This window comes from Acidisoma cellulosilyticum (assembly GCF_020621385.1).
In the GTDB taxonomy this organism is placed as follows: domain Bacteria; phylum Pseudomonadota; class Alphaproteobacteria; order Acetobacterales; family Acetobacteraceae; genus Acidisoma; species Acidisoma cellulosilyticum.
This window is the reverse complement of the sequence record NZ_JAESVA010000006.1, coordinates 231966-256616: the sequence shown is the minus strand read 5'-3', so window position 1 is coordinate 256616 and position 24651 is coordinate 231966. Positions and strand designations below refer to the sequence as shown.

Genomic DNA, 24651 nt, shown 5'->3' with positions numbered 1-24651 from the left:
ATGGCGGCTTTGCAATCGATGGCTGGACCGAGAGCGAGCCGGCATTGCGGTCGGATATTGGCCAAGGACAGAGAACCGTTCGGCTCATATTATTTGTTTTGAAGTGGAGGCACAGTGTCTGCGCCTCCCGCCAATCCAGGATCACACGTCTGTGCGCTTGCTGTGTCAAGGTCAGAAACGAGAATGGGTGCCAAGTTGCCCATTTTGGGGAGGTTAAGGCGAAATCGCCAAAAAATGGATTTTTCCTGAGCGGTGTTCTTAAACCCGGATCTGGTGTCTATCATGCGCTGGGGACGTGGCGATGTCGTTCATAGACCGCAGTTGCACTGCAATAAACCGGGCCGCGTCGCGATCAAGGGAGTGGGCCAATGTCGCAAGACAAGATCGATCTGTCCTTCGGACGGGGGCAGCTGACCGTAACGCTGCCGGAAGGCTGCTTGCCTACGATCGTCCGCAAGGCGGTGCTGCCGAAACTGGCCGACGGTGCCGGCGCCATCCGCGCTGCATTGGACGCGCCCATCGCGTCACCCTCGCTGCGCGATCTGGCGAAAGGCCAGCGCAGCGCCTGCATTCTGATTTGCGATATCACGCGCCCGGTGCCGAACGCCCTGTTCCTGAGACCGATGATCGAGATCATGCTGGCCGCGGGCATCCCCCTTGCCAATATCACTGTCCTGGTCGCGACCGGGTTGCATCGTCCGAACGAAGGCGCTGAGCTGGAGGAGCTGGTCGGCGATCGCTGGGTTCTGGATCATGTGCGGGTCGAGAATCACTTCGCCCGGGACGACGCCGCGCATCTCGACCTTGGCAACACAGCGACGCGCGGCACCCCGATCGGCATCGATCGCCGCTTCGCGGAAGCCGATCTGCGGATCGCGACCGGCCTGGTGGAGCCGCATTTCATGGCCGGCTGGTCCGGCGGCCGGAAGGTGGTGGCGCCGGGCGTCGCGCATCATACGACCATCCGCACCTTCCATTCCGCGCGCTTCATGGAAGATCCTCTCGCCGTGCAATGCAACCTTGTCGGCAATCCGCTGCATGAGGAGCAGTTGGAGATCATTCGCCGTCTTGGGGATGTCTACGCCCTCAATACCGTCATCGATGAAGAGCGTGATCTGGTCCATGTGACCTTCGGGGAAATCATCGCGAGCCATCTGGCGGCGGTGGATTTCATTTCCGGCGTGACGAGGATTGCGGTGCCGCGGCGGTTCAAGACGGTGGTGACGTCTTCCGCCGGCTATCCGCTCGACAAGACCTATTACCAGACCATCAAAGGCATGGTGACGCCGCTTGATATCCTGGCACCCGGCGGCACGCTGATCATCGCCTCCCAATGTTCCGAAGGGTTCGGATCACCCGAATTCCGGGAGGCGCAGGACCGCCTGGCGGAACTGGGGCCGGATCGGTTCCTGGCCACGCTGACCGCCAAGTCGCTCGCCGAAATCGACGAATGGCAGACGGAGATGCAGTTGAAGGCGACCCGGCTTGGCCTTGTCGAGCTTTATACCACGGGCCTGACGGACGAGGAGCGGCGCATCACCTGCGTGACCATCTCCGCCGATATCCTGGCCTCCATTACCGCCAGTATCGCCCGGCACGGGGATCCGCATGTCGCCTTCATTCCGGAAGGCCCCTATGTCGTGCCGGTTTATGTGCCGACGGCCGGGGATATCGCAGCTTGACCAAAACGGCGATCATGCTTGATGCCGTTGGCGGCATTGCCGGCGATATGTTCGTGTCCGCGATGGTCGACGCCCTGCCCGCGCTGCGCGAGCGCGTGCTGGCGGATGCGGCGGCCGTATTGCCCGAGGGCGCGGGCGTGCCGCGACTGGAACCCGGCATGAGCGGCGGTTTGCGGTGCCTGCGCTTTGGCCTGGCTGAGCCTGGACATCACCATCATGCGGCGCATTTCGCCGCTATGGTGGCGCGGATCGAGGCCGCAGCTTTATCCCCCGGTACCGCGGTCCAGGCGATCGCCATCCTTCGCCTGCTAGCGGAAAGCGAGGCCGCCATCCATGGCACGGCGGTCGAGGATGTCCATTTCCATGAAATCGGGGACTGGGATTCTTTGATGGACGTCGTGGCCGCCGGCAGCATTGCCGCCGCACTGCCGGGGGTGGATTGGGCGGTATCCGACCTGCCGCGCGGGGGCGGGATGGTGCGGACGGCCCATGGCCTGCTTCCGGTACCGGCGCCCGCCACCATGCGGCTGCTGACCGGCTTCGCCTGGCGCGATGACGGTGTCAGCGGCGAGCGGGTTACCCCCACCGGGGCGGCCATTCTGCGTCATCTGGTGTCGGTCTCCGGGGACCCAATCTCTGGGGTCAAGCTCTCCGGCGTCGCGGGCCGGCTGCGCGCCAGCGGTACCGGCGCCGGCACGCGGGAATTGTCAGACTTGCCGAATGTCCTGCGGGCGACGGTCTTCGAGACCTCGGATTCCGGTGGCGCCGAAGACATTCTGGTTCTCAGTTTCGATATCGATGACATGACCGGAGAGGAAATCGGCATCGCGGCGGACCGCCTGCGGGCGCGCGACACGGTGCGGGACCTCGTCATCAGCACGGCCTTCGGCAAGAAGGGGCGCGTGGTGCATGTGTTCCGGCTCATGCTGCGCGCCGAGGATCAGGCGGCCGTGGCCGAGGCCTGCTTTGCCGAGACGTCTACCATCGGCCTGCGCTGGCATATGGAGCGGCGCGCTATTCTGCCCCGCCGGGCGGAGACTTCGGACGGGGTGCGGATCAAGATCGCAACGCGGGGGACAGGCAGCAGCCGCAAGGCGGAGAGCGACGATCTAATGCTTGGCGCCAGTCTGGAAGCGCGACGGGCGGCCAAGCGCCGCGCGGAGGAGGGATGATGCTGGACCAGGTCCTGGGTACCTATACACGCCTTGCCGTGGCGGTCAGCGGCGGTGTCGACAGCATGACGCTGGCTCATGCTGCGCATCGGCGTCTGGCCGATGTCACCATGGTGCATGCCGTCTCGCCCGCGGTGCCGGACCATGCGACGGCCCGCGTGCGCGCCCATGCGGCGCGCGACGGATGGCGGTTGATTGTGACCGGCGCGGGGGAGTTCGACGATCCTCGCTATCGCGCGAACCCGGTGAACCGCTGCTATTTCTGCAAGACCAATCTTTACGCCCGTATCGCGGCGGTGACGGATATGCTGATCGCGTCCGGTGCCAATCTCGACGATCTCTCAGACTATCGGCCGGGTCTGACCGCGGCTGCCGAGCATGGCGTGGTGCATCCCTTTGTCCTGGCCGGCATGGATAAGCCAGCCGTGCGGGCTTTGGCGCGCGCCTTCGGCCTGTCGGACCTGGCGGAACTGCCCGCCCAGCCTTGTCTGGCGAGCCGCGTGGAAACGGGGATCGCGATCCAGGCCGATGACCTTGCCTTCATCGACCGCATGGAAGGCCTTCTCAGCGCGGCTTTGCCGGCGGGCGCCGATATCCGCTGCCGCATCACCCATGCCGGCGTGATGATCGAAGCGGCGCCCGGCTTGGATGAGACCGCGGCGCGGGCGCTGTGCGCGGCTGAGGGCCGCATCTTTCTGGGTGTGCGGCCCTATCGGCGCGGTGCCGCCTTCCTGCACGGCGCGTCATGAGCTTCGTCATGGACTGGGAGCGCGAGCGCCGCACCGGCGTGGCGGAGGCCGTGCTCTGCGGCAGCAAAAGCGCGGCGCAGATTGCCGCGATCCTGGACCGGGCCAGGGCCGAAGGGCGCCGTCTGCTATTGACCAGGCTCCGTCTTGACCAGTTCCGCGACCTTCCTGATCCCTGCCGTGCCGATCTCGATTTCGATCCTGTCTCTGCCACCGCCATCCTGGGCGCGGCTGCGCCGGATGGCGCGGCGAAGCCAGGGACGCTGATCGTCGCGGCCGGAACGTCTGACCTGGGCGCGGCGACCGAGGCCGCGCGGACCTTGGGCTTTCACGGCTATGCGGCACCGATGATCGTCGATGTCGGGGTCGCTGGCCTATGGCGGCTGATGGCGCGGCTGGAGGAGCTTCGCGCCGCGCGGGTCTTGCTTGTGGCGGCCGGGATGGAAGGCGCCCTGTTCAGTGTCGTGGCGGGACTGGTGGAGGCGCCGGTGATCGCCTTGCCGACCTCCGTCGGCTATGGCGTCGCCGCGCAGGGCCAGGTTGCTTTGCACTCTGCCCTGGCGAGCTGCGCCCCTGGGGTTTTGGCCGTCAATATCGACAACGGGTTCGGCGCGGCGGCGGCGGCGATCAAAATTCTGCGAATCTCGGTGGGTTAGCCGGTCAGCACGCGGCCGTCTGGGCGCCGCAAGAGTTTGGCAGGTTTTAATAGATAAATTCGTCATCCGCGGCCTCGTGCCGCGGACCTACCCGCCAGGGCGCCACATCGGCGTCTGGGCGCCGGAACGGGTAGACCCGCGGCACGAGGCTCGGCCGGACAGGCCGCGGGCGACGGATTTTGGGGCGTTTTCACCTAAACCTGGGGGACTTTAACGTCAGGTCCGCGCAACAAGTGCGCGGATGACGAATTATCTATTAAAATTGGACAGCCTCTAAGCAGCGCCGATAGTGTTGACAGAGCAAGGTAGCGGCGACGTTTAGGTGTCGCATGCTTGATATCGCTCGCAACACCTTGCCCCGTTCCTGCTGACGACCGGGCCGGTTGCCGAGACAATCGCACCGCTGTCCGGCCAAATTATCCGACCATTGAACGATGCCGATCCGGGCTTGCCCGGATGAGCGCGTCGTCTTGTCTGCGGTCAGGCGCGGCAGTCTTTCGTCGACATTTAGAATCGTTTGACAGGATGATCGTCAACCTGTCATACCAATCGGAATAACAAAAGCAGGGAGGAACAAGCCAAATGCGTCTTCGAGTATTGTCTCTCGCCGCGGCTAGCGCCGCATTGCTGGGCGCCCTCGCGAGCGCGCCGACCGCCTGGAGCGCGACCCAGGCGAAGCCCTTTCCCGCCTGGGCGGCCCCCACCATCGATAAAAGCCTGACGACGGATCAAGCCAGCAGCATCGTCGCGGAACGCACGAAGCCGCAGACCGACTGGCTTGGGCCGACGTCAGGGGAACAGGCGCCGAAGGGCGTCAAGCACATCATCTATGTCTCGGCCGATCAGTCCTATGTCTCTTTCGTCAATTGGGGTCGCGGTGTCGTTGAGGCCGCCAAGATCCTGGGTTGGCAGGTCGATATCCTGAACGGGCGCGGTGCCGTGACCAGCACGCTGCAGGCGATGCAGCAGGCGGTCGCCGTACATCCCGATGCGATCATCACCTCTGCCGATGCCAGTGCTTTGCAGGGTCCGATCGCGCAGGCCGTCGCTGCCGGCATTCCGGTGGTCGGCATCCATGCCGCCGCTTTTCCCGGACCCGACCCGGAGCTTAACCTTTACGACAATATAACATCCAATCCGGCCGAGATCGGCGAAACCCAGGCAGCCTATGTGCTGGCGGAATCAAAAGGTACGGCGCAGGTCGTTCATTTCCTGGACAATAGCTTTGCGATCGCCCGCTTCAAGGCCGAAGCGGCGACAACCCCGATCCAGAATTGCGCCGGCTGCAAATTCCTCGGCATGCAGAATATTCCGATCGCCGATCAGACGCAGCGGATTCCGACCGTGATTTCCGGCCTTCTGGCCAATGACGGCCATCATTGGTGGGGAACGACCTGCTGCGACAATTTCTACCCCTATGTCGCGGCGGCCTTGCGTGCGTCCAATATCGCGCCGACCGACATCAAGCTCGTCGGGTCCGACGGCCCTCCCTCCGCCTATGATCTGATCCGCAAGGGCGATTACGAGGTGGCCACAGTGCCCGAGCCGAGCACGCTGTTCGGTTTCCAGGCGATCGATGCCGTTATTCAGGCCATGGCCGGCAAGGAACCATCTCACTTCATTCAGCCGACCTATCTCGTGACCAAGGCGAATGCGGATCAGGAAGGCGGCAAGAAAGACGAGTTCATCCCGTCCAATCACTTCGCCTGCCATTATCAGAATATCTGGCTCGGCGAAACGAAGGATTGTTCGGGTTCCTGATGTGACGCGCCGCGCCGCAGGGTTTTCCTGGGGCGCGGCGCATCCGAAGCGCGCGGGAAAATATTGATGTCCAAGGCTGAGAATATTCTAACGATCCGTAATCTGACCAAGCGCTTTTACGGATCGCTTGCGCTCGATCATGTGGATTTCTCGCTGGAGAAGGGAGAGATCCATGCGCTGATCGGTGAGAATGGTGCAGGCAAATCAACTTTCATTAAAATTCTGGCGGGCGTCTACGCCTGTGACGGGGGCGAGATCACGCTCGACGGGCAGGTCGTCGATCCGCGAACGGATAGTCTGTCGATCGCCTTTGTGCATCAGGATCCGGCCTTCGCCGAGGAACTGAGCGTGGGCGAGAACATCGCCTTCGGCATGGGCTATCCCCGGCGTCGCGGGCTGATCGACTGGTCTGCCGTGAAAGCCCAGGCGGTCAAGATTTACGAGGCGATGGAAATCGCGCCGCTCGATCCCGACCGGCTGGTTTCCACCCTCACGGCGCCGGAAAAGGCAATCCTTGCCATCGTCCGCACCTTGGCGCTTGCACCGAAGGTGCTCGTCCTCGACGAGCCGACGGCGGCTTTGCCCGAGGCCGATTCAGTACAGCTTTTCAAGGCGATGCGCAGGCTGCGCAGCCTCGGGACGAGCATGATCTATGTCTCGCACAGGTTGAACGAGCTTTTCGGTCTCGCTGACCGGGTCACGGTCTTCCGCAACGGTCGTCATATCGTGACCGAGCCGATGGCCGGCGCGACCGGCGACGGTTTGATTGAACATATGCTGGGCCGGCCGCCGGTGAAGCTGTCCGGCGCGGACCCCCGCGCGGAGACGCGCGGCAGCGCCGTGCTGGAGGTCAGGGATCTGACCATCGGCGGTCGCGGTCCGGTCAGTTTCGAAGCCCAGGCGGGAGAAATCCTTGGCCTGGTCGGCCTGCGCGGCGGCGGCCAGGAAGCCATCGGCAGGGCCATTTTCGGCGCCCTACCGATCACCTCCGGCGTGATCATCCTGAACGGCAAACCCTTGCCGCAGAAACGGTCGATCGGAGATTCGATCGAATTTGGCATTCGCCTGCTGGCCGGAGACCGTTCCGCCGAGAGTGCCTTTGCCGGCATGAATCTGGTCGAGAATATCTTCGTCAATCCGCGTATCCGCGGCGGCTCGATGTGGCGCTGGACGTCCCCCGCGCGGGAGCGGGAGGAAGCACGCCAGATCATCGACCGTTTCGACGTCAGGCCGCGCAGAGAAGCGAGCCTGATCGACTGGCTGTCCGGCGGCAATCAGCAGAAGACCTGCCTCGCACGCTGGCTGAATGATCAGGGCGATCTGGTCATTCTGGAAGAGCCCACTTCCGGCGTCGATATCGGTGCCAAGCTTGCGATCCATAAGATCCTGCGGGGTTATGCCGCCGGCGGTCGGACTATGCTTGTCATATCAACGGACCTGGAGGAGGTCGCGGCACTCTGCGATCGCGCGATCATCGTCAGTCGCGGCCGCCAAATCTCCGAACTCGCTGGGCCCGAGCTGACGCTCGACCAGCTTGTTTCCCATTCGTCGCAAGGCGGTCGGCATGCCGTCTCAATTTAGCTCTATGCTATTCAAGCCGAGGAAGGCGCCATGAGCAGTCAGGATATAGTGGAGAAGCGCGGCACCGCCGCGCCCCAGCCCAAGCAGAGACAGGTTCTGGTCAATTTTGCCGCCAATTATGGGCTTGCGGTGATTTTCGTCCTGGTCCTGATCGTTTTCGGCCTTATGCGCCCCGATACTTATCTGAGCCGGTCCAATATCGGCAATCTTCTGACCAGCCAGTCCGTCACCGCCTTGCTCGCCCTGGCCGTGATGATGCCGCTGACCACGGGACGGTTTGATCTCTCGGTCGGCTATCATGTCGGTCTGGCGCAGGTCCTGATGGTGGGTCTGCAGGCCAATCAGCAATTGCCCTGGGTGGTGTCGGCCATCATCGTGCTCGCCGTCGGCGCGGCCGTCGGTGCGATCAACGGGTTTCTTGTGACGCGGTTCAAGATCGATTCCTTCATCGCGACGATGGGCGTCGGCTCGCTCCTCTACGGCCTGTCGAACTGGTATACGCAAGGCATGCAGATTTCGGGTTTGCAATTGCCCGCAGGCTATCTGTCGGTCGCCGGCGATATCTTCGGCATCCCTTTCCCGGCCATTATCGTTCTGCTGGTCGGCATCATTCTGTGGATTGTGCTGGAGCGTATCCCGGCGGGCCGCAGCCTGTATTTCATCGGCTTCAATCCGCGCGCGGCGGAGCTGTCCGGTATCAATGTCGGCCGTGCCGTCAATGCCGCTTTCATCTCCTCCGGTCTTCTCTGCGCTCTCGCGGGGATCATGCTCGGCGCGATCCTGCGCTCCGGCACGCCCTCGGTTGGGCCGGAATATCTGCTGCCGGCCTTCGCGGCCTCGCTGCTGGGGGCCACCTCGATCCGTCCGGGGCGGGTCAATGTCGGCGGCACCTTGCTGTCTATTCTCATCCTCGCCTTCTCGTTTTCGGGCGTTCAGCAACTCGGCGCGGCCTTCTACGTCGAATACTTGTTCAATGGCGGAATCCTGGTCGTCGCAGTGGCGCTTTCCGTCTATGCCGCGGCGCGCCGTCGCAAATCCGCCGTTCACAGCTCAGCCCATTGATCGGCCGCCTGGGCAAAGGAGTTAGACTATGAAAGTGACCATTCTGGGTTGCGGCGTCGTTGGTTCGTCATGGGCGGTGGTCTTCGCCAGAGCCGGCAATGACGTGCTCATCCATGATCCGCAGACCGCCTCGGCGGAGGCCGCGCTCGATTTCGTGCGCAAGACGGATGCCGAGGCCGCCAAGCGCTGCAGCATCGCGCCCGACCTTGAAACCGCGCTGAAGGGGGCGGATTACGTCCAGGAAAGCGCGCCGGAACGTTTGCCGATCAAGCAGGCGCTCTATCGCCAGATCGATGCGCTTCTCGGCCCGGCGACCGTCGTCGCCAGTTCGACCTCGGGCCTGCCCGCTTCCGCCTTCACCGAGGGGCTGACCCATGGCGCGCGCTATCTGGTGGCCCATCCCATCAACCCGCCCCATCTCATCCCGCTCGTGGAACTGATTCCGGCCCCTTGGACCAGCCCGGAGACACTCGCCTTCGTCGGCGATCTGATGCGGTCGCTGGGGCAAAGCCCGATCACGCTGGCGCGGGAAATCAACGGTTTTGTGGTGAACAGGCTGCAGAGCGCGCTGCTCGGCGAAGCCTTCCGCCTGGTCGAGGACGGCATCTGCAGCCCGACCGATGTTGATCTGGCGATTTCCGAAGGGTTGGGCCTGCGCTGGTGCTTCCTTGGCCCATTCGCGACGATCGATCTGAACGCTGCCCAGGGGATTAAGGAATATTGCCAGAACCTTGGGCCGATGTATTTCGGTTTGGCGCAGGAACAGGCGGACCCACGGGAATGGTCGCCGGACCTGGTGGCGCGTATCGAGGCAGACATGCGGGCCTTGGTGCCATTGTCAGATCTGCCCAGCCGGCGATACTGGCGCGACGGGTTCCTGGCGGAACTCGTCCGTGCCAAGCGTGCCATTGCCGAGGGACTTAATACTTGACGAGTTTTGCTAAGCCTGCCGTAGCCCTCCGCCGGGATCGCCTGTCGGACCAGATCGCTCAGGATATCGAGCGCCGCATTCTGGCGGGCGAATTGTCGATCGGTGAGGCCTTGCCCTCCGAACGCGACCTCATGGTCCATTACGGCGTGGGCCGGCCCGCGGTGCGGGAGGCTTTGCTTTGGCTGAACAAGAAGGGGCTGCTCGCCGTTTCCAACGGCGATCGCACCCGTGTGACGGAGCCTGACCCGAAGGAGCTGCTCGACCTTTTGTCAGGCGCCGCAAAAATGCTGGTGTCCCGGCCGCATGGGGTGCGCCTGTTTCAGCAGACCAGAGCCTTTGTCGAGACATCCGTCGCGCGGCGTGCGGCACTATTGGCGACACCGGAACAGATCGCGGAATTGGAGGAGATCCTTACGGCCAGTGAGGTCGAATCCAATGATCTGGCGGCCTTTGCCTTGCACGATGATGCTTTTCATTCGCACTTGATGAGCATCGTTCAGAATCCCCTTGTCGATGCGCTGTATCACGCTGTTCTGGAACTTCTGGAGGAGCAGCGGCGCATTTCCCTCAGCCATCCGATCGCGCTTGCGGCAGCCATCAAAGCGCATCGCGCGATATTCGCGGCGATCAAGCGTCGTGACCCGGACCGTGCCGAGGAGGAGATGGCAGCGCATCTCTCGAAGGTCGAGGAAACCTATTGGACTGTCATTAAATAAGAAAAAAGAGAGAAAATGTCCTATTTCGAAACTCAAGATAAGACCTTCTCCGACTACATCATTCCGGTTTGCGATCTTGAAATCCTGGCCGATGGTCTGGCCTGGGGGGAGGGGCCTGTCTGGTTCGGCGATAATCGCGCTTTGCTGTTCAGCGATATTCCCAAGGACCGGATGCTGAAATGGGATGAGACGAGCGGCCAGGTCTCGCTGTTCCGTTCGCCGTCCAATTTTGCGAATGGCAATACCCGCGACCGGGAGGGGCGGCTGCTGACCTGCGAGCATGGCGGGCGGCGTGTGACGCGCACGGAGTATGACGGAAGCATCACCGTGCTGGCGGATAATTTTCAGGGCCGCCGGCTGAATTCCCCGAACGACGTCGTCGTCACGAGCGATGGCGCTATTTGGTTTACCGATCCCCCTTATGGGATATTGACCGATTACGAAGGTCATAAAGCCGAAAGCGAGCTTGACGGTTGCCATGTCTTTCGGCTTGACCCGATCACGGGGGACCTCGCGATCGTCGCGGATGATTTCGTCAAACCGAATGGGCTGGCTTTCTCGGCGGATGAGACGGCGCTTTTCGTAGCCGATAGCGGAAGGTCGCATGACCAGGACGCCCCGCATCATATCCGCAAGTTTCAGGTCAACCGGAATGGTACGCTGTCGGGGGGCGCAATCTTTACCGAGATCGATCCCGGCGTGCCTGACGGTCTGAGGATCGATGAGCGAGGCAATTTATGGGTTGCCGCGGGTGACGGCGTCCATTGCTATGGTCAGGACGGACGTTTGCTCGGCAAGATTCTGACCGGTGAAGTCGTTGCCAATCTTTGCTTCGGCGGTGCCAAACGCAATCGTCTGTTTATCACTGGCAAAAGCAAGCTGCAGTCGGTCTATCTCAATACGATCGGCATCCAGAGACCCTGAGGATTGCCGCGATCGGCCAATGACAGGGCGGCGTTGGGCAAGGTCATCCGCCTGCCCGACGCTGTACTGTCGTTGTTATGGCGTCAAACCCAGTCGCGCCTTCGGCAGAATGCTGCGCAGATAGTCACGATTGCGCGCGCATATGCTCAGGCCGTCGCCGCCGTAATGTTCGACGAGAAATGCGCTGTTGAAACCGGCAGCGATTGCCATTTTGATGGCAACGCGATAGCTGATGAGGCCTGACTCCATCGGCGTCGGCATGGTGACAATGCTGCCGGAATCCGGGTCTTCATCGCGCATATAGTTTTTGACATGCCAGTATTTGGCGAAAGGCACGGTCTTTTCCAGCATGGTTTGCCAGTGCTCGATCGGACGATGCAGGCGGATGAGGTTGCCGAGGTCGAGATTGAGACCGACAGCCGGGCAATCGACCTCCGTCACGAAGCGGACGGCGCTGTCCGCCGTGCCGAGATAAGTATCCTCATACATTTCCAGCGAGACTTCCAACCCGACCTCGGCCGCATGCCGGCCAAGCTCGCGGATACGGGACACGGCCTTTTGCCAGGTCGCGGGATCATCCGGGTTGGTCACGCCGGGTTTCGTCCAAAACCACAGGACCTGCTTTTGCGCCGGGGATAGCGGGCCGAACAATCCGAAGGATACGGCCTTCGCGCCGATACCAGCAGCGGTATCAATGACCCTATGGCTATAGTCCAGATAGGCGTCACCTTGGTCCGGATCGATGACGCTGCGGCGGGATGTCGAAATCGCCGGAATTGTCAGGCCAAGCGATGACACGACGCCCATGAATTCGTCCAGGCGCGATTTTGAAAGATCGGCCAGGCGCAGCCATGAATCGGTCGGGTCGAGATCCGTGAAGCCGGCGTCGACGATATCCTCCAAAGTCGAGGCCCAGCCTTCGGCCGATTGATCCTGCACGGATCCGCCACCCGGAAGGCTATTGGGATATTGGATCATCGCTGCCGCGATCGGCCAGTTATCCCGCGTCCAAGTCTTGACAGGCTGTGTTCCGGACATGCTGTTCACCCCAGATTCGGCAGTTTGCCGCCCAATTCGTCCTGGATATGAATCCGGACGATGTCATCGAATTCTTTATCGGCTTTGAAACCGAGACTTTCCGCGCGCTGCGGATTGAAGCCGCGTGCCCAGCCGCTGACGATCAGCTCGATCGCCGGATCGCGCTTCCGCTCGATCAGATCGGCCAGTTTGGTGCCGGCGACGCGAACCAGGGCATCGATCTGCTCTTTGACGGTGACGGAGGTTCCCGGCATCGTGATGCAGCGGCGGTTCTTCATCAATGACAAATCGATCTCAGCCGCATGGATCAGAAACGCGACGGTCGCGCGTGGGCTGGCCATCCAGTGGCGGACATCGTCGCTGACCGGCAGGATGGCGGGGAGACCGGCCAGCGGCTCCCGGATGATGCCGGAAAAGAAGCCCGACGCGGCCTTGTTCGGCGCACCGGGGCGCACGCAAACGGTCGGCAGGCGGATGGCGATGCCGTCGAAAATGCCGCGCCGGGAATAATCCGCAAGCAGCAGCTCGCAAATGGCCTTCTGGGTGCCATAGCTTGTCTCAGGCGTATGGAAATAATCGTCGCCGATGACATCCGGCATATCCCCGCCGAAGACGGCAATGGACGAGGCGAAGACGAGGCGCGGCTTCCAGGGACCGTCCTTCTGGGCAAGGCGAATTTCCTCGAACAGCGCGCGGGTGCCGTCAAGATTGACCGCATAGCCCTTTTCGAAATCGACTTCCGCTTCGCCGGAGACGATGGCCGCCAGATGAAAAATCACGTCGGGCTTCGCGTGCAGCAGGCTGGCCGCCGCATCCGGCGCGGTGAGATCGACCGTGACGCAGGCGGCATCGCCCGTGAAACCGTGCGGAACCTTGGGTGCGATCGCATCAGCCAAGGTCAGACGCTTGATCGCGCGGTCCCCGATCTTACCGTCCGACACCAGACCTTCGCTGAGCTTGCGGCCGAGCATGCCGGCAGCACCGATTATCAGAACGTGCATAAGCGCATTTCCTCATCAAACTTGAGCAGTCTAGGGCGTCGCCGATAAGCGGCGGGACGCCTGGGTGGTGCGGTGAACGCGGGCGAGATGGGTGGACATCGCGGCGGCGGCACCGTCCGCATCCCCCCGGTCGATGGCGAATAGAATAGCCTCATGATCCTTCAGGCTTTTCTGCACCGCATGTGGAACCAGCAAGGCGCGCCGCCGCATATCGAGTGCGTAGCCATAGATATCCGTCAGGAAAGCGGTGAGAAGGCGGTTGCTGCTGGCCTCGTAGATGGTGGTGTGAAACTCCATGTCGGAGATCTGGAAGGAGACCGGATCACCCACCATCGTCTTCTGTTGTTGCACAAGCTGGTGCAGACGGCCCAAAGCCGATGGCGTGATCGATAAGGCTGCCGTGCGCGCGCCCGCCACTTCGACAAGGCAACGGGCATTATGCACTTCCAAGGCCGTGTAACGCTGAATATCGGCGTCGCGCGGTGGATGCTTGGCCCATCGCGCCATATCGACGACACGGCTGCGCGACCCCTGGGCGATTTCGACCATGCCCAGCGCCGCCAGACATTGTACGGCCCCGCGCACCGTTTCCCGACTGACGCCCAAAGTCACCGCCAGATCGCGCTCGCTTGGCAGTTCATCGTCCGGGCGCAGCAGGCCGGCGACGATCATCGCGGTGATCTTATCGGCGATCTGCTCCCGCATCGTGCGCTTGGTCAGACCGACTTTGACCTCGGAGAGAGGCCGATCCACTGTCATCGCGCTTGTCCCGATATCATCTTGTCCGCCGGCCGCTCAGCAGACGTTCCAGCAACACGGCGGTGATGATGATGATACCGATCGCCGTGCCTTGCCAGAAGGGCGAGACGCCCAGCAAGTTCAGTCCGTTGCGGATCATCACCATGATGAAAACACCGAGCAGCGTGCCGATGACGGAACCGCGCCCGCCATAAAGGCTTGCGCCGCCGATGACGACGGCGGCGATGGAATCGAGTTCCATGAGATTGCCGGCGAGCGGATCGACGGATAGCAGTTGTCCGGTGGTCAGGATAATCGAAAAGGCCGCCAGGCAACCGGAGATGACATAAGGCAGGATCGCATAAAGACGGATATTGAGGCCCGCGGTACGCGCGGCTTCGCGGTTCGAGCCCAAGGCATAGATGGTCCTTCCGCCCTTCGTATAGGACAAGTAGAACCAGGCCAGAGCATAGGCGACGAGCAGGACAAGGACGTTCGCCCGGATGCCGAGTATGGTGACGTATTCATAGGCGTTCAGAACAAAGGGAATACTCGAAATCGCCTGGCCGCCGGATATGATATAGGCGAGGCTGCGTCCGATCGCCATCATGCCCAGCGTCACGACGAAAGACGCCAGACCGAATTCCGCGATCAGCACACCGGAGATCAATCCCGCCAGGGTTCCTGTCAGCAGGGCCGCGACGGCGGCACCGGCCAGTCCGAGCACAGGAATGGTCATGCCGAAGATAATGCCGGAGACACCCGCGACCGAACCCACGGACAGGTCGATGCCGCCGGTCAGAATGACGAAGGTCATGCCGATGGAGACGACGCCGATGACGATGGATTGGTCGAGAAGGTTGAGCAGATTCTTGACGGTCAAAAAATAGGGCGAGGCGAGGGACAAAACGACGGCGATGAAAATCGCCAATGCCAGCATTCTGAGTTCAAGCCGCGCCATCACGAAACGACCGATCTGGCCGGGCAAGCGGCGCTTTGTACGCGGCAAGGCCAATTGAGAATTGCCGCTCATAGCCTGTCTCCCATATCGTCCCTTTGGGCCAAGGGAACTGCCGCGAGGGTTTCGACCACGCGCTGTTGCACGATCTGCGCGGGAAGCGGTGCGGCACTGGCCGAGACGACCAGCGCAATGAAGCCGTTCTCATGGCCGCGTTCATTTGTCAGCGGCATCGTCAGGATCTGATAGGTTTGGTCGCTGCTGACGTTATTATGCCCGTTCTGCAGCAAAGCGCCGATCGGCAAGCGATCGACCTCGGCGACCTGACCGGCGCGCAACCATGGTGGCGGGGCGGCCGCGGCTGTCGCCAGAAACGTGATACGCTGCTGGTCGAAAATACCCCAGAACGCCATCCCGTCATACGCGGCAGCCAGACTGGTCAACAAGGTCTGGACAGGCGCCATGGAACTGCGCGGCGCGGCCAGAAAGGTCAGCGTCTCCTCGACCAGGGACGCGGCCGGCAAATCGGCGGTGGAGCGGCCGTCGCTGACGACGATCACCCGCTCGCACAAGCCGAGCAATTCCTCGAAATCCGAGGAGACGACCAGAACCGCGACGCCTTCATCGGCGATCTTGCGCAGGAGCTTGTAGATCGAGGCGCGCGTCGCGATATCAACCCCGCGTGTCGGCTCATCGAGCATGAGAACCTTGGGCTTCAGCAGCAGCCAACGGGCGATGATGATCTTCTGCTGCATGCCGCCGGAGAGGTTCAGCAGGCTATCGTCCCGCAGCCGCGACAAGGGCAGTTCCAGCAGAGCCAGCAACGCCTCTATCTCGGCATTGCGGCGCTTATAGCCGCAGAGGAAACCCTTCGATGCGGCAAGATGGCCGAGCAGCAGATTCTCGGCGACCGTCATATCCGGCGCGATGGCCTGATGGCGCCGATCCTCGGGCACCAAAGCGACGCCGGCGCGAATGGCCTGGGCCGGCGTGCGGGGCGCGAAGGGCGAGCCGTCGAGTTGCATGCTGCCAGCGCGCCGTTTGCGCAATCCGAATATGGCTTCGAGCGTTTCGGATCGGCCCGCGCCGACCAGACCGCCGAGGCCAAGAATTTCGCCCCGATGCAGATCGAAGGAGATGTCCTTGACGATGGGATCAACGGCCAGGTTCCTGACCGACAGACGGCACAGGCCCTTGTCGTGGGTGGCCGCGACCCGGTTCGCATAGACCGACCCGAGTTCCTGCCCGACCATGAGGCGAATGAGATCGGCTTGGCTGAGCGACGCGGTGGCGACGGATTCGGCGACGGATCGGCCTTCCCGCATCACCGTGACGCAATCCGTGATGCGAAACACTTCCTCCAGACGATGAGAGACGAAGACGATCGCACAGCCTTCGGAGCGAAGCCTGTCGAACAGGCTGAACAGCCGGTCGACCTCGCTGGGGCTGAGCGAGGATGTCGGCTCATCGAAGATGATGATTTTGGCTTTGACGGCCAAGGCTTTCGCAATCTCGACCAATTGCTTTTGCGCGATCGAAAGGCTGTTCACCTTGTCATCTAGTCTTAACGAATCGCCTTGCCCGAGGAAATTCAGGATCCTGAGACCATTTTTTCGCAAGGTCGAAAAAGACAGCCGACCAGGCGTGCCCATATCGGCCAGGAAAATATTTTCCATGACCGACAGATCGGCCGCGAGCGTGGTTTCCTGCGTGACGAGGACAATGCCCGCATCCAGCCCGGCACGAGGATTGCGCAAGGACAATGCCTGGCCGTCCAGGGTGATGCTGCCCTTGTCAGGCCGGATATGGCCGGACATGACGCGGGAAAGCGTGGACTTGCCGGCGCCGTTGGCGCCGAGCAGCCCATGCACTTCGCCGCGCCGCAGGGCGATAGTCGCGTTGCTGAGCGCGCGGGCGGCACCGAAGGATTTTTCGGCGCCGCTCACCGTCAGAACAGGCTCAAGCCGTTCGGCTGTCACAGCACGACCGGTCACAGCGGCATGGCTTGACGGCATCGTCGACGCTGTCAGCCGTCGCCCAAAGCGAAGACGGTCTTATTGGCGACCGGCACCAGACTGTCGATATTCTCATGCGTGGCGATCATGATCGGCACCAGGATTTCCTTCGCGGGCTTGCCGCCCTTCAGGGCCGACAGAAGCGCATCCGCTGCCTGATTGCCCATCAGATAAGGCTGCTGCATGCCGGCCACGACGATCTGTCCGCTTTTGAGCAGATCGATGAATTCCGGGATGCCGTCGAAGCTTGCGACCAGCACGTCGTTTTGACGATTGGCGGCCTTGAGGGCCTGAATGGCGCCGAGCGTCGGCTGATCGGTTTCGACGAAGATGCCATGCAGGTTGGGCGACGCCGTCAGCATGTCCTGGACGAATTTATAGGTTTCGTCGGTCGTGTAGGAGGCCATCTGCTTCAACGCGGCTTGATCGACCAGACCGGCCGCCTTCATGGCATCGCGAAATCCGTTCGTGCGGTCCTGGCCGTTCTTGCGGGCCAGCGAAATCGTCACCAGACCGAAGGGATCTTTCTGATAGCCTTTGGCGATGAGCGCTTTGGCGAAGGCCGCACCGACCCCGTAGGCGCCCTTGTAATTGTCGGACTTGATGAAGGACACGTAATCGCCGCCATTGGTGCCGATATCGCAGATGACGACGGGTATGCCGTTGCGCTGTGCGAGCGCCAGCACGCTCGGCGCCGTGGAACTGTCAGTCGGCGAAATGACGATGCCGGCGACATTGCGCGCGATGGCGTCTTGCGCATTCTGCAACTGCGTCTGCGCGCTGTTATGCGAGTCGAAGACCTTATAGTCATAACCGGCGGCCTTGGCATGGGCGCCGACGCCTTTGGCGACAGCCCGCCAGAACGGCAGATCCAGACCCGGCGTCAGATAAACGATCTGCTTGTCGGCTGCGAAGACTTTGTCGACATCCAGCAGACCCATGGCCGCCGCGGACGCAGTCGCCGCAAGAAGCGCTCGCCTTTTCATTCGGTTTCCCCTTTTTCGACGCCTTTCCGGCGTTCGCTATTGTTTCTGGTTCGGGTACCATACCAGTGGGCAGAGCAGCGTCAAGGGCAGGCTTGTATGGTCACCCTATATCGTCGTTGAAATCGCGGTCGTGACGGCGGCAGACGGCCGCCGTCTGGTGTGAATGCGTCGAAGCGCGCGTCAGTGATGATGCGGTTGGTGGTGATGGTCATCGGGATCATCGTGATCCCGATGCAGATCCAGTCCGAAGGTGCCGGCCAGGTCCTGGATTTGCGCGGATGACAAGGCGCGTGGGTTGAGGCCGCGCAGCAGAAGATAAAGCTTGGCGGTCTCCTCCAATTCTTCCATGGCATAGACGGCGGCTTCCAGGCTTTTGCCGGCGACGACGGGCCCATGATTGGCCAGCAGCACGGCGCTGTATTTTCCGGCGAGCCCGCGAATGGCCGATGCCACCTGCGGGTCCCCTGGCCGGTGGTAGGGCACCAGGGCGGTCTGCCCGACGCGCATGAGGTAATAGGGCGTGAGCGGCGGCAGGACGGCGCGGGGATCGATTTCCGGCAGCATGGAGACGGCGACGGAATGCGTGGAATGCAGATGAACAATCGCGCCGGCGCCGTGGCGCGTGTCATAGAGCGCCGTATGCAGCGGAATCTCCTTGGTCGGCTTGTCGCCTGAGATCCATGCGGCATTCGCATCCAGTTTCGAGATGCGCGCGGGGTCGAGAAAGCCCATCGATGCATCGGTGGGCGTCATCAGCCAGCCGCCTTCCGGCAGGCGCGCGCTGATATTGCCGGAGGAGCCGGGCGTCAATCCGCGCTCGAACAAGGAGCGCGCGAAAGTGCAGATCTGCTCGCGCAGCTTGGATTCGGTCATGCCGGTCTCCCGTCGTGTCTGTTGAGGATTATGCGGTCGCACCTTCGACCAGTTCGACGCCGACATCGACTTTTTGCGAGGGCGCATCGCCGCAGACGAGCCTGGCCGCAATTTCGCCGATCTTCAGCCTGGCCGTCCGAACGGTCGATAGCGGCTGCGGGGCGACTTGGCCGACGTCCAGCGCGTTATGGCCGAACAAGGCCAATTGACCGGGCACGGCAATGCCGTTCGCGAGGCAGTGGAAATAACCGCCGAGCGCCATATCGTCATTCGAGAAATAGATCGCGTCGAGATGCGGCGAGCGCGCGAGGAGTTCGGCCAAACCGCAGCGGCCAGCGGCGATCGATGACGGGGCGTCGACGATTTCCTTGTCCAGCGGCGGATGCCCGGCGGCGGCCAGCGTCGTGGTGAAGCCGGTCCAGCGCTTGCCGGCGCGCAGATCGGCGCCGATGGTGGCGCCCCCGCCATGGCCGACATAGCCGAAGCGGCGGTAGCCGCGCGACAGCAGGTGACGGGCAGCGATGCGCCCGGCCTCGGCATTCGAAAATCCGACGATGATGTCGATGCCGGTACCGTCGCTATCCATCAATTCCGCAACGCGCACGCCGGCATTGCGCAGCATGGCTTCGGCGCGCGGGGTATGTTCCAGCCCGGTCACGATCAGCCCGGCCGGCCGCCAGGACAGCAGAGATTCGATGAGCGTTTCTTCCCGCGCGATATCGTATTCCGTAACGGCGATGACGGGCTGATAGCCCATCGTCGCCAGCGGTCCGGCCGCGCCGCGCAGAACTTCCGGGAAAACGATATTGGCGAGCGAGGGCAGCACGATGCCGACGAGATTCGAGCCGGAGGAGGCAAGGGTGCCGGCGACGCGGTTCGGCACATAGCCGAGCGCGCGGACGGCCGCCATGACGCGGTCCCGCGTGGCCGGCGCGATGGGCCCGCTGTCGCGCAGCACCCGCGACACGGTGATCTCACTGACGCCGGCCTGCTGGGCGACTTCGGTGAGCGTGGTGCGCCGGGCGGTGCTGCGCCCTGTGGTCGGGTGATCCATAGTCCCTGTCATGCTCCGGAAACTCCGCCCCGTCCACACCGGATAGAGGCATCTTGACCGGCCGGGAAGAGTTTGCCATGGTTCCAATGACAGCGCTGTCATGGTTGCCGCGGATGGTTCGGGGCAAGGAAAACGAACGGCGCAGGGGAAAGACATGTCCTACAGAAACGGTCTTCTGGGCCTGAGCGCCTTTGCCTTGATGGCGGCGGCTGGACTTCTGACCGCCGGCAGTGCTCGGGCGCAAAGCCTGACCGATCCGGCCAGCCTTGCGCAGTGTTTCGTGAAGGCGACCGCCGATACGCCGATGATGGCGGCCAAGCACAAGGCCGGCCCGTATAAGATTGCGTTCAGCAATTCGCTGTACGGCAATAACTGGCGCACCGAAATGCTCAATATCGCCAGCGCCTATGTCAAGCAGCCGGACGTCGCGCAGCATATTTCCAGCTTCAAGATCTTCAATTCCGGCAATGACGTATCGCAGCAGATTTCGCAGATCCGCAGCATGATCCTGTCGGGTTACGATGCCATCGTGGTCGATGCGGCCTCGCCCACCGGGCTGGACAGCGTCATCAACCAGGCCGTGAAACAGGGCATTGTGGTGGTCGCCTTCGACAATACCGTGGGCACGCTGAAAGCGATCAACGTCAACGAAGACCAGACCGAAATGGGCCGTCAATGGGCGCAATTCCTGGTCAAGCAGGTGCCTGCCAATAAAACCATCCTGATGGTGCGCGGCCTTGCCGGCGCGACCGTCGACAACGACCAGGTCGACGGCGCGAAATCCGTGTTCAAGGACCATCCGGATCTGAAGCTTGTCGAAGTCTATGGCGGTTGGGATGTCGGCACAAATCAGAAAGTGACGGCGGATGCGCTGGCGACGCATCATGATATCGGCGGTGTCTGGGGCACCGAGGGGGCGACGGGCGCTTTGCAGGCGATCCTGCAGGTTCATGCGCCTTTGGTGCCGATGACGGGCGAGTCCGATAACGGCTTCATGATGCTGGCGACGGAGAACAAGATCCCCGCCACGGTGATCGGTCAGTCGCCGGCGCTGGTGGCGGTCGCGATCCGCGCGGCCATTGCGACACTCTCCGGCCAGTCCTTGCCGCAAAGCGCCAATGTGCCGCTGACGGCCTTGACCACGGATGAGATGAAGCCGGATGTCGATTACTTCCCCAAGCTGCCGGGCAGCTTCGTGACGAATATCAGCATTCCGCAATGCGGCGTGCATATCCCCGTCACTGACGTTGTGAAGTAATCACGATGCCGGATGCCGTATTGCGGGCGGAAAATCTCACCAAGCGCTATGGTGGGATCACTGCGCTGGAAGATGTCAGCCTCAGCCTTGCTGCGGGCGAGGTGCTGGCCCTTCTGGGTGCGAACGGTGCCGGCAAAAGTACGCTCGTGAAGCTGCTGTCGGGCAATATCCTGCCCGACGGCGGCAGCATCGCGATCGGTGGCGAAGGACGCCATCTGACCTCGCCGCGCATGGCCTTCGAAGCCGGTGTCGCGACCGTGCACCAGGAATTGTCTCTCTTTGGCAGCTTGACGGTCGCGCAGAACGTGCTGATCGGCCGGGAGGAGCGCGGGCGTTTCGGGCATATCCGGGAAGATGCCAGTCTGCGTCGCACGGAAGCGCTGCTCGCCGAAATCGGCGTGCCGGATATTGCGGCCGATGCGCGCGTGGGGACCTTGTCCCTGGCGCAGCGCCAATTGGTGGAAATCGCGAAGGCCATGTCCTTCGATCCGCGCGTGCTGATTCTGGACGAGCCGACATCGGCCCTTGGCCTGACCGATGTGCATCGTCTGCTGACCGTCGTGCGGGGCCTGCGTGCCAAAGGCCGGGCGATCATCTTCATCTCGCATCGCATGGAAGAGATCGAGGATATTGCCGACAGCGTCACGATCCTGCGCAGCGGGCGCAAGGTCGGTGCGTTTCCGCGCCACAGCTTCACGCGCGAGCGCGCGCTTGAATTGATGCTGGGGGAGACGCAGCAGCAATTGCATGCGGTGCCGCCGCCACCGGCGCCGCCGGACTCAACGCCGCCCATCCTGCAGGTGGCGGATCTGCGCCTGGACGGCCGGCTGAACGGGGTGTCCTTCGATCTGCGCCCGGGGGAAGTCCTGGGTCTGGCCGGTCTGGAAGGGCAAGGGCAGAAGGACATGCTGTTCGCTTTGTTCGGGCTTTTCCGTCGCGGGTTGCGGGGCGATGTCATCATTCGTGGGCAGGCCCGTCGCGCGTCACGGCCCTTGCAGGCGATCGCGGCAGGGCTCGCCTTCATTCCCGACGATCGCAAGAACATGGGCGGATTCATGTTTCTGCCGATCGCGCATAATGTCACGATCACCATCCTCAATCGCCTGCGGCGCTTTCTGTTCCTCGATTCCAGGCAAGAGAAGGCCGTCGTTTCCGCGCTGATCCGGCAATTGGCGATCAAATGCTCGTCGGCCGATGCGCCGCTCGGCAGTCTCAGCGGCGGCAATCAGCAGAAGGTGATCGCCGCCAAATGGCTGGCCTTCGAGCGCGACATCTATCTGTTCTGCGATCCGACCCGCGGTGTCGATGCCGGAGCTCGCGAGACGATCTACGCAACAATCCGCGACCTTGCGGCGGCAGGCAAAGGCATCATTTTGTATTCAACGGATATGGTCGAGTTTCCGATTCTGTGCTCGCGCGTTCTGGTCTTTCGCGGCGGCAAGATCGCCGGCGCCGTTTCGGGCGCGGAGATCAACGAGGAATCCATTCTGGCTCTGTCATTTCGCGATACCGGGACTGTGGCGGCATGAGCAAAATGCGCGATCGGTTGGGCGAGCATATCGGCCCGCTTTGCTGTGCCATCGGCGTCATTGCCGTGGTCGCCCTTTATGCCGCCTATCAGCCGGCCATTTTATCCGCCTTCGGGATCGCGAGCCTGGCCAATGCATCCGTGACGCTGGCACTCGCCGCACTCGGGCAGACCGTGGTTTTGATGACCGGAGCGCTGGATCTGTCGATCGGGTCGGAAATCAGCCTGGTCAATTGCTTCGCCGCGACCTTCATGGGTGACGGGACGACGAGCATTGTGCTGGTGGTCATCGCCTCGCTTCTGATCGGCGTGCTGGCCGGCGCCATCAACGGCGTCGTCGTCGCTTACGGCCGCGTGGCGCCGCTGATCGCGACCTTCTGCACCTCCTTCGTCTATGCCGGCATATCGCTGACTTTGCGCCCGCAACCGGGTGGCTCGATTCCGGATAGTTTCGCCAATCTTCTGACGGGAAACTGGGGCCTGCTGCCGTTTTCCGCCGTGCTGCTGCTGCTCGCGGTGCTCGTCATCTGGCTGCCGGTCTTCCGCAGTCGCCTGGGGCGCTTCATCCTGGCCTATGGCGACAATCCCGACAGCGCCTTTGCCTCCGGCATTCCGGTCCGCAGGGTGGGCATGGCGGCCTATATGCTGGCGGGTCTGTTCGCGGCCATCGCGGGGCTGTTTCTGGCGGCCGAGACGACGTCCGGCGATCCCAGCATCGGCAATGTCTATACGCTGAACTCGCTCGCCGCCGCCGTGCTGGGTGGCGTGGCGCTGACCGGCGGACGCGGCAGCATGATCGGCCCGATCCTTGGCGCCATTCTGCTGTCCATCATCCTGAATGTGCTGAGCGTCGTCGGCATCTCGGCCTTCTGGCAGGACTTCATCGAGGGCGGGATTCTGATCCTCGTGCTCGGCCTGGCCGGCATAAGGCTGTTAAGGGCGCAAAGCTGGACGAGCTTGCTGGGCAGGAGCCAGTCATGAGTGCCACGACAGATCTGCAGCCGGGCCGGTCGGGCCCCCGCCTATCCGCGGCGGTCCGGCGCGGGGCGCTGCCTTGGCTGATTCTGGCGGTGGTCTATGCGCTGTGCGTGATCGCCAGCGCGGATTTTCTGACCTGGCACACCATCCGGCTGCAATTGATCCAGGCGGCCTTCATCGGCCTCGTCGCGATCGGCGAAACCCTCGCCATCCTGATCGGCCATATCGATCTGTCGATCCCTTGGACCATCACGCTGACCGGCATTTTCGCGACCAATCTCTATGCGGCGCATCCGCATGAATGGGTCGCCTTCGGCGCGGCGATCGGCATCGGCGTCGCGGTCGGTCTCGTGAACATGCTCGGCGTCTATGTGCTGCGCGTGAATTCGCTGATCTGGACACTTAGCATCAATCTGATGCTGCAGGGCTTGACCCTGATCTACACGAATGCCGCCGCGCCCACGACCGTCGTGCCGCCGGCGGCAAAGTTCCTGGCGCTCGGCATGGTCGGCGAAATACCGATGGCCGCCGTGCTTTGGGCGGTTTGCGCCGTCATTGTCATTGGCGCCTTGCGGTTTACGCCGTTCGGCAGAGCCGTCTATGCGATCGGCAGCAACGAACTTGTGGCGCTCGTCTCCGGCATCAGACTGGGGCGCGTCTATGCGGCCGTCTTCATCACCAGCGGCGTGATGGCGGCATTGGTGGGGTTGCTGCTGAGCGGCTACTCGTCCCAGGCCTATCTTGGTATGGGTGACGACTATCTTTTGCCGCCGGTCGCGGCGGTCGTGATCGGCGGCAGTCGCCTGGCGGGTGGGGAGGGCGGCTACGGCGGCAGTATCGCTGGTGCGATGACGGTGATCCTGCTGGAGGCGATGCTCATCACCTTGAACGTATCGCAAGGCGAGCGCGAGATCGTCTTCGGTGCCATTCTTCTGGCGCTCGCCTTCCTGTTCCTGGGGCGCAGCCGCCGGTAAGGCCCCTGGCTTTCTATTC

Annotated in this window: 22 protein-coding genes; 14 read left to right on the top strand and 8 right to left on the bottom strand. The window is 62.5% G+C overall.

The window, feature by feature from the left end; all coding sequences use genetic code 11:
* Window positions 1–368 precede the first annotated feature (368 nt).
* The 10 genes from ACELLULO517_RS18625 to ACELLULO517_RS18580 all read left to right on the top strand — a co-directional run bounded on the left by ACELLULO517_RS18625 (window position 369) and on the right by ACELLULO517_RS18580 (window position 11231).
* Window positions 369–1682: a nickel-dependent lactate racemase family protein gene (locus tag ACELLULO517_RS18625; RefSeq protein ID WP_227308927.1), complete on the top strand. Its 1314-nt coding sequence runs from the start codon at window positions 369–371 to the stop codon at window positions 1680–1682.
* Window positions 1679–2854 carry a nickel pincer cofactor biosynthesis protein LarC gene (gene larC / locus ACELLULO517_RS18620; RefSeq protein WP_227308926.1) on the top strand — a complete coding sequence of 392 codons (1176 nt, stop codon included), beginning with the start codon at window positions 1679–1681 and terminating at the stop codon, window positions 2852–2854. Before ACELLULO517_RS18625 ends, larC begins: the two co-directional genes overlap by 4 nt.
* Entirely contained in the window at window positions 2854–3603 is a 750-nt protein-coding gene (locus ACELLULO517_RS18615; protein ID WP_227308925.1) for an adenine nucleotide alpha-hydrolase family protein, read from the top strand. The genes larC and ACELLULO517_RS18615 overlap by 1 nt, the downstream gene beginning before the upstream one ends.
* Entirely contained in the window at window positions 3600–4256 is a 657-nt protein-coding gene (gene larB / locus ACELLULO517_RS18610) for a nickel pincer cofactor biosynthesis protein LarB (protein WP_227308924.1), read from the top strand. The genes ACELLULO517_RS18615 and larB overlap by 4 nt, the downstream gene beginning before the upstream one ends.
* A gap of 582 nt (window positions 4257–4838) precedes the next feature.
* Window positions 4839–6017 (top strand): substrate-binding domain-containing protein, encoded by a 1179-nt coding sequence (locus tag ACELLULO517_RS18605; RefSeq protein WP_227308923.1) that lies wholly within the window; start codon window positions 4839–4841, stop codon window positions 6015–6017.
* A 66-nt stretch (window positions 6018–6083) separates the two neighbouring features.
* A complete protein-coding gene (locus ACELLULO517_RS18600) occupies window positions 6084–7598 on the top strand; it encodes a sugar ABC transporter ATP-binding protein (protein ID WP_227308922.1) in 1515 nt (504 codons plus the stop codon).
* 30 nt (window positions 7599–7628) lie between these two features.
* Window positions 7629–8660, top strand: coding sequence for an ABC transporter permease (locus ACELLULO517_RS18595; RefSeq protein WP_227308921.1), 1032 nt, complete (start codon window positions 7629–7631; stop codon window positions 8658–8660).
* A gap of 28 nt (window positions 8661–8688) precedes the next feature.
* Window positions 8689–9591 carry a 3-hydroxyacyl-CoA dehydrogenase gene (locus ACELLULO517_RS18590; protein ID WP_227308920.1) on the top strand — a complete coding sequence of 301 codons (903 nt, stop codon included), beginning with the start codon at window positions 8689–8691 and terminating at the stop codon, window positions 9589–9591.
* A complete protein-coding gene (locus tag ACELLULO517_RS18585; protein ID WP_227308919.1) occupies window positions 9588–10307 on the top strand; it encodes an FCD domain-containing protein in 720 nt (239 codons plus the stop codon). The genes ACELLULO517_RS18590 and ACELLULO517_RS18585 overlap by 4 nt, the downstream gene beginning before the upstream one ends.
* 15 nt (window positions 10308–10322) lie before the next feature.
* A complete protein-coding gene (locus ACELLULO517_RS18580) occupies window positions 10323–11231 on the top strand; it encodes an SMP-30/gluconolactonase/LRE family protein (protein WP_227308918.1) in 909 nt (302 codons plus the stop codon).
* 75 nt (window positions 11232–11306) lie between these two features.
* Here the strand turns inward: ACELLULO517_RS18580 and ACELLULO517_RS18575 are convergent, their stop codons facing one another.
* The 8 genes from ACELLULO517_RS18575 to ACELLULO517_RS18540 all read right to left on the bottom strand — a co-directional run bounded on the left by ACELLULO517_RS18575 (window position 11307) and on the right by ACELLULO517_RS18540 (window position 19906).
* The gene (locus tag ACELLULO517_RS18575) at window positions 11307–12269 is read right to left on the bottom strand and encodes a sugar phosphate isomerase/epimerase family protein (protein WP_227308917.1); all 963 of its coding nucleotides are present in this window, start codon (window positions 12267–12269) and stop codon (window positions 11307–11309) included.
* Window positions 12270–12274: 5 nt separating this feature from the next.
* Window positions 12275–13270: a D-erythronate dehydrogenase gene (gene denD, locus ACELLULO517_RS18570; RefSeq protein WP_227308916.1), complete on the bottom strand. Its 996-nt coding sequence runs from the start codon at window positions 13268–13270 to the stop codon at window positions 12275–12277.
* A gap of 30 nt (window positions 13271–13300) precedes the next feature.
* Window positions 13301–14029 (bottom strand): FadR/GntR family transcriptional regulator, encoded by a 729-nt coding sequence (locus tag ACELLULO517_RS18565; RefSeq protein ID WP_227308915.1) that lies wholly within the window; start codon window positions 14027–14029, stop codon window positions 13301–13303.
* 16 nt (window positions 14030–14045) lie between these two features.
* Window positions 14046–15041, bottom strand: a complete 996-nt coding sequence (locus tag ACELLULO517_RS18560; RefSeq protein WP_227308914.1) for an ABC transporter permease — start codon at window positions 15039–15041, stop codon at window positions 14046–14048.
* The gene (locus ACELLULO517_RS18555; protein ID WP_227308913.1) at window positions 15038–16960 is read right to left on the bottom strand and encodes a sugar ABC transporter ATP-binding protein; all 1923 of its coding nucleotides are present in this window, start codon (window positions 16958–16960) and stop codon (window positions 15038–15040) included. The genes ACELLULO517_RS18560 and ACELLULO517_RS18555 overlap by 4 nt, the downstream gene beginning before the upstream one ends.
* A gap of 32 nt (window positions 16961–16992) precedes the next feature.
* Complete coding sequence (locus tag ACELLULO517_RS18550; RefSeq protein WP_227308912.1) at window positions 16993–17967, bottom strand: substrate-binding domain-containing protein; 975 nt, start codon at window positions 17965–17967, stop codon at window positions 16993–16995.
* A 180-nt stretch (window positions 17968–18147) separates the two neighbouring features.
* Complete coding sequence (gene otnC, locus ACELLULO517_RS18545) at window positions 18148–18840, bottom strand: 3-oxo-tetronate 4-phosphate decarboxylase (RefSeq protein ID WP_227308911.1); 693 nt, start codon at window positions 18838–18840, stop codon at window positions 18148–18150.
* A gap of 28 nt (window positions 18841–18868) precedes the next feature.
* Window positions 18869–19906, bottom strand: a complete 1038-nt coding sequence (locus tag ACELLULO517_RS18540) for a LacI family DNA-binding transcriptional regulator (protein ID WP_227308910.1) — start codon at window positions 19904–19906, stop codon at window positions 18869–18871.
* Window positions 19907–20048: 142 nt separating this feature from the next.
* On the opposite strand from ACELLULO517_RS18540, the gene ACELLULO517_RS18535 reads away from it, so the two are divergent.
* The 4 genes from ACELLULO517_RS18535 to ACELLULO517_RS18520 are packed head-to-tail and all read left to right on the top strand — an operon-like array spanning window position 20049 to window position 24632.
* Window positions 20049–21152: a substrate-binding domain-containing protein gene (locus tag ACELLULO517_RS18535; RefSeq protein ID WP_227308909.1), complete on the top strand. Its 1104-nt coding sequence runs from the start codon at window positions 20049–20051 to the stop codon at window positions 21150–21152.
* Window positions 21153–21157: 5 nt separating this feature from the next.
* Window positions 21158–22681, top strand: a complete 1524-nt coding sequence (locus ACELLULO517_RS18530; protein WP_227308908.1) for a sugar ABC transporter ATP-binding protein — start codon at window positions 21158–21160, stop codon at window positions 22679–22681.
* Window positions 22678–23661 carry an ABC transporter permease gene (locus tag ACELLULO517_RS18525; protein ID WP_227308907.1) on the top strand — a complete coding sequence of 328 codons (984 nt, stop codon included), beginning with the start codon at window positions 22678–22680 and terminating at the stop codon, window positions 23659–23661. Before ACELLULO517_RS18530 ends, ACELLULO517_RS18525 begins: the two co-directional genes overlap by 4 nt.
* Window positions 23658–24632, top strand: a complete 975-nt coding sequence (locus ACELLULO517_RS18520; RefSeq protein ID WP_227308906.1) for an ABC transporter permease — start codon at window positions 23658–23660, stop codon at window positions 24630–24632. Before ACELLULO517_RS18525 ends, ACELLULO517_RS18520 begins: the two co-directional genes overlap by 4 nt.
* Window positions 24633–24651 lie beyond the last annotated feature (19 nt).

Excerpts from the sequence above, each read along its gene's own strand:
- ACELLULO517_RS18625 (WP_227308927.1), top strand. The coding sequence starts at position 369 with ATGTCGCAAGACAAGATCGATCTGTCCTTCGGACGGGGGCAGCTGACC.
- ACELLULO517_RS18615 (WP_227308925.1), top strand. The coding sequence starts at position 2,854 with ATGCTGGACCAGGTCCTGGGTACCTATACACGCCTTGCCGTGGCGGTC.
- larB (WP_227308924.1), top strand. The coding sequence starts at position 3,600 with ATGAGCTTCGTCATGGACTGGGAGCGCGAGCGCCGCACCGGCGTGGCG.
- ACELLULO517_RS18605 (WP_227308923.1), top strand. The coding sequence starts at position 4,839 with ATGCGTCTTCGAGTATTGTCTCTCGCCGCGGCTAGCGCCGCATTGCTG.
- ACELLULO517_RS18600 (WP_227308922.1), top strand. The coding sequence starts at position 6,084 with ATGTCCAAGGCTGAGAATATTCTAACGATCCGTAATCTGACCAAGCGC.
- ACELLULO517_RS18595 (WP_227308921.1), top strand. The coding sequence starts at position 7,629 with ATGAGCAGTCAGGATATAGTGGAGAAGCGCGGCACCGCCGCGCCCCAG.
- ACELLULO517_RS18590 (WP_227308920.1), top strand. The coding sequence starts at position 8,689 with ATGAAAGTGACCATTCTGGGTTGCGGCGTCGTTGGTTCGTCATGGGCG.
- ACELLULO517_RS18580 (WP_227308918.1), top strand. The coding sequence starts at position 10,323 with ATGTCCTATTTCGAAACTCAAGATAAGACCTTCTCCGACTACATCATT.
- ACELLULO517_RS18575 (WP_227308917.1), bottom strand. The coding sequence starts at position 12,269 with ATGTCCGGAACACAGCCTGTCAAGACTTGGACGCGGGATAACTGGCCG.
- denD (WP_227308916.1), bottom strand. The coding sequence starts at position 13,270 with ATGCACGTTCTGATAATCGGTGCTGCCGGCATGCTCGGCCGCAAGCTC.
- ACELLULO517_RS18565 (WP_227308915.1), bottom strand. The coding sequence starts at position 14,029 with ATGACAGTGGATCGGCCTCTCTCCGAGGTCAAAGTCGGTCTGACCAAG.
- ACELLULO517_RS18560 (WP_227308914.1), bottom strand. The coding sequence starts at position 15,041 with ATGAGCGGCAATTCTCAATTGGCCTTGCCGCGTACAAAGCGCCGCTTG.
- ACELLULO517_RS18550 (WP_227308912.1), bottom strand. The coding sequence starts at position 17,967 with ATGAAAAGGCGAGCGCTTCTTGCGGCGACTGCGTCCGCGGCGGCCATG.
- otnC (WP_227308911.1), bottom strand. The coding sequence starts at position 18,840 with ATGACCGAATCCAAGCTGCGCGAGCAGATCTGCACTTTCGCGCGCTCC.
- ACELLULO517_RS18540 (WP_227308910.1), bottom strand. The coding sequence starts at position 19,906 with ATGACAGGGACTATGGATCACCCGACCACAGGGCGCAGCACCGCCCGG.
- ACELLULO517_RS18535 (WP_227308909.1), top strand. The coding sequence starts at position 20,049 with ATGTCCTACAGAAACGGTCTTCTGGGCCTGAGCGCCTTTGCCTTGATG.
- ACELLULO517_RS18530 (WP_227308908.1), top strand. The coding sequence starts at position 21,158 with ATGCCGGATGCCGTATTGCGGGCGGAAAATCTCACCAAGCGCTATGGT.
- ACELLULO517_RS18525 (WP_227308907.1), top strand. The coding sequence starts at position 22,678 with ATGAGCAAAATGCGCGATCGGTTGGGCGAGCATATCGGCCCGCTTTGC.
- ACELLULO517_RS18520 (WP_227308906.1), top strand. The coding sequence starts at position 23,658 with ATGAGTGCCACGACAGATCTGCAGCCGGGCCGGTCGGGCCCCCGCCTA.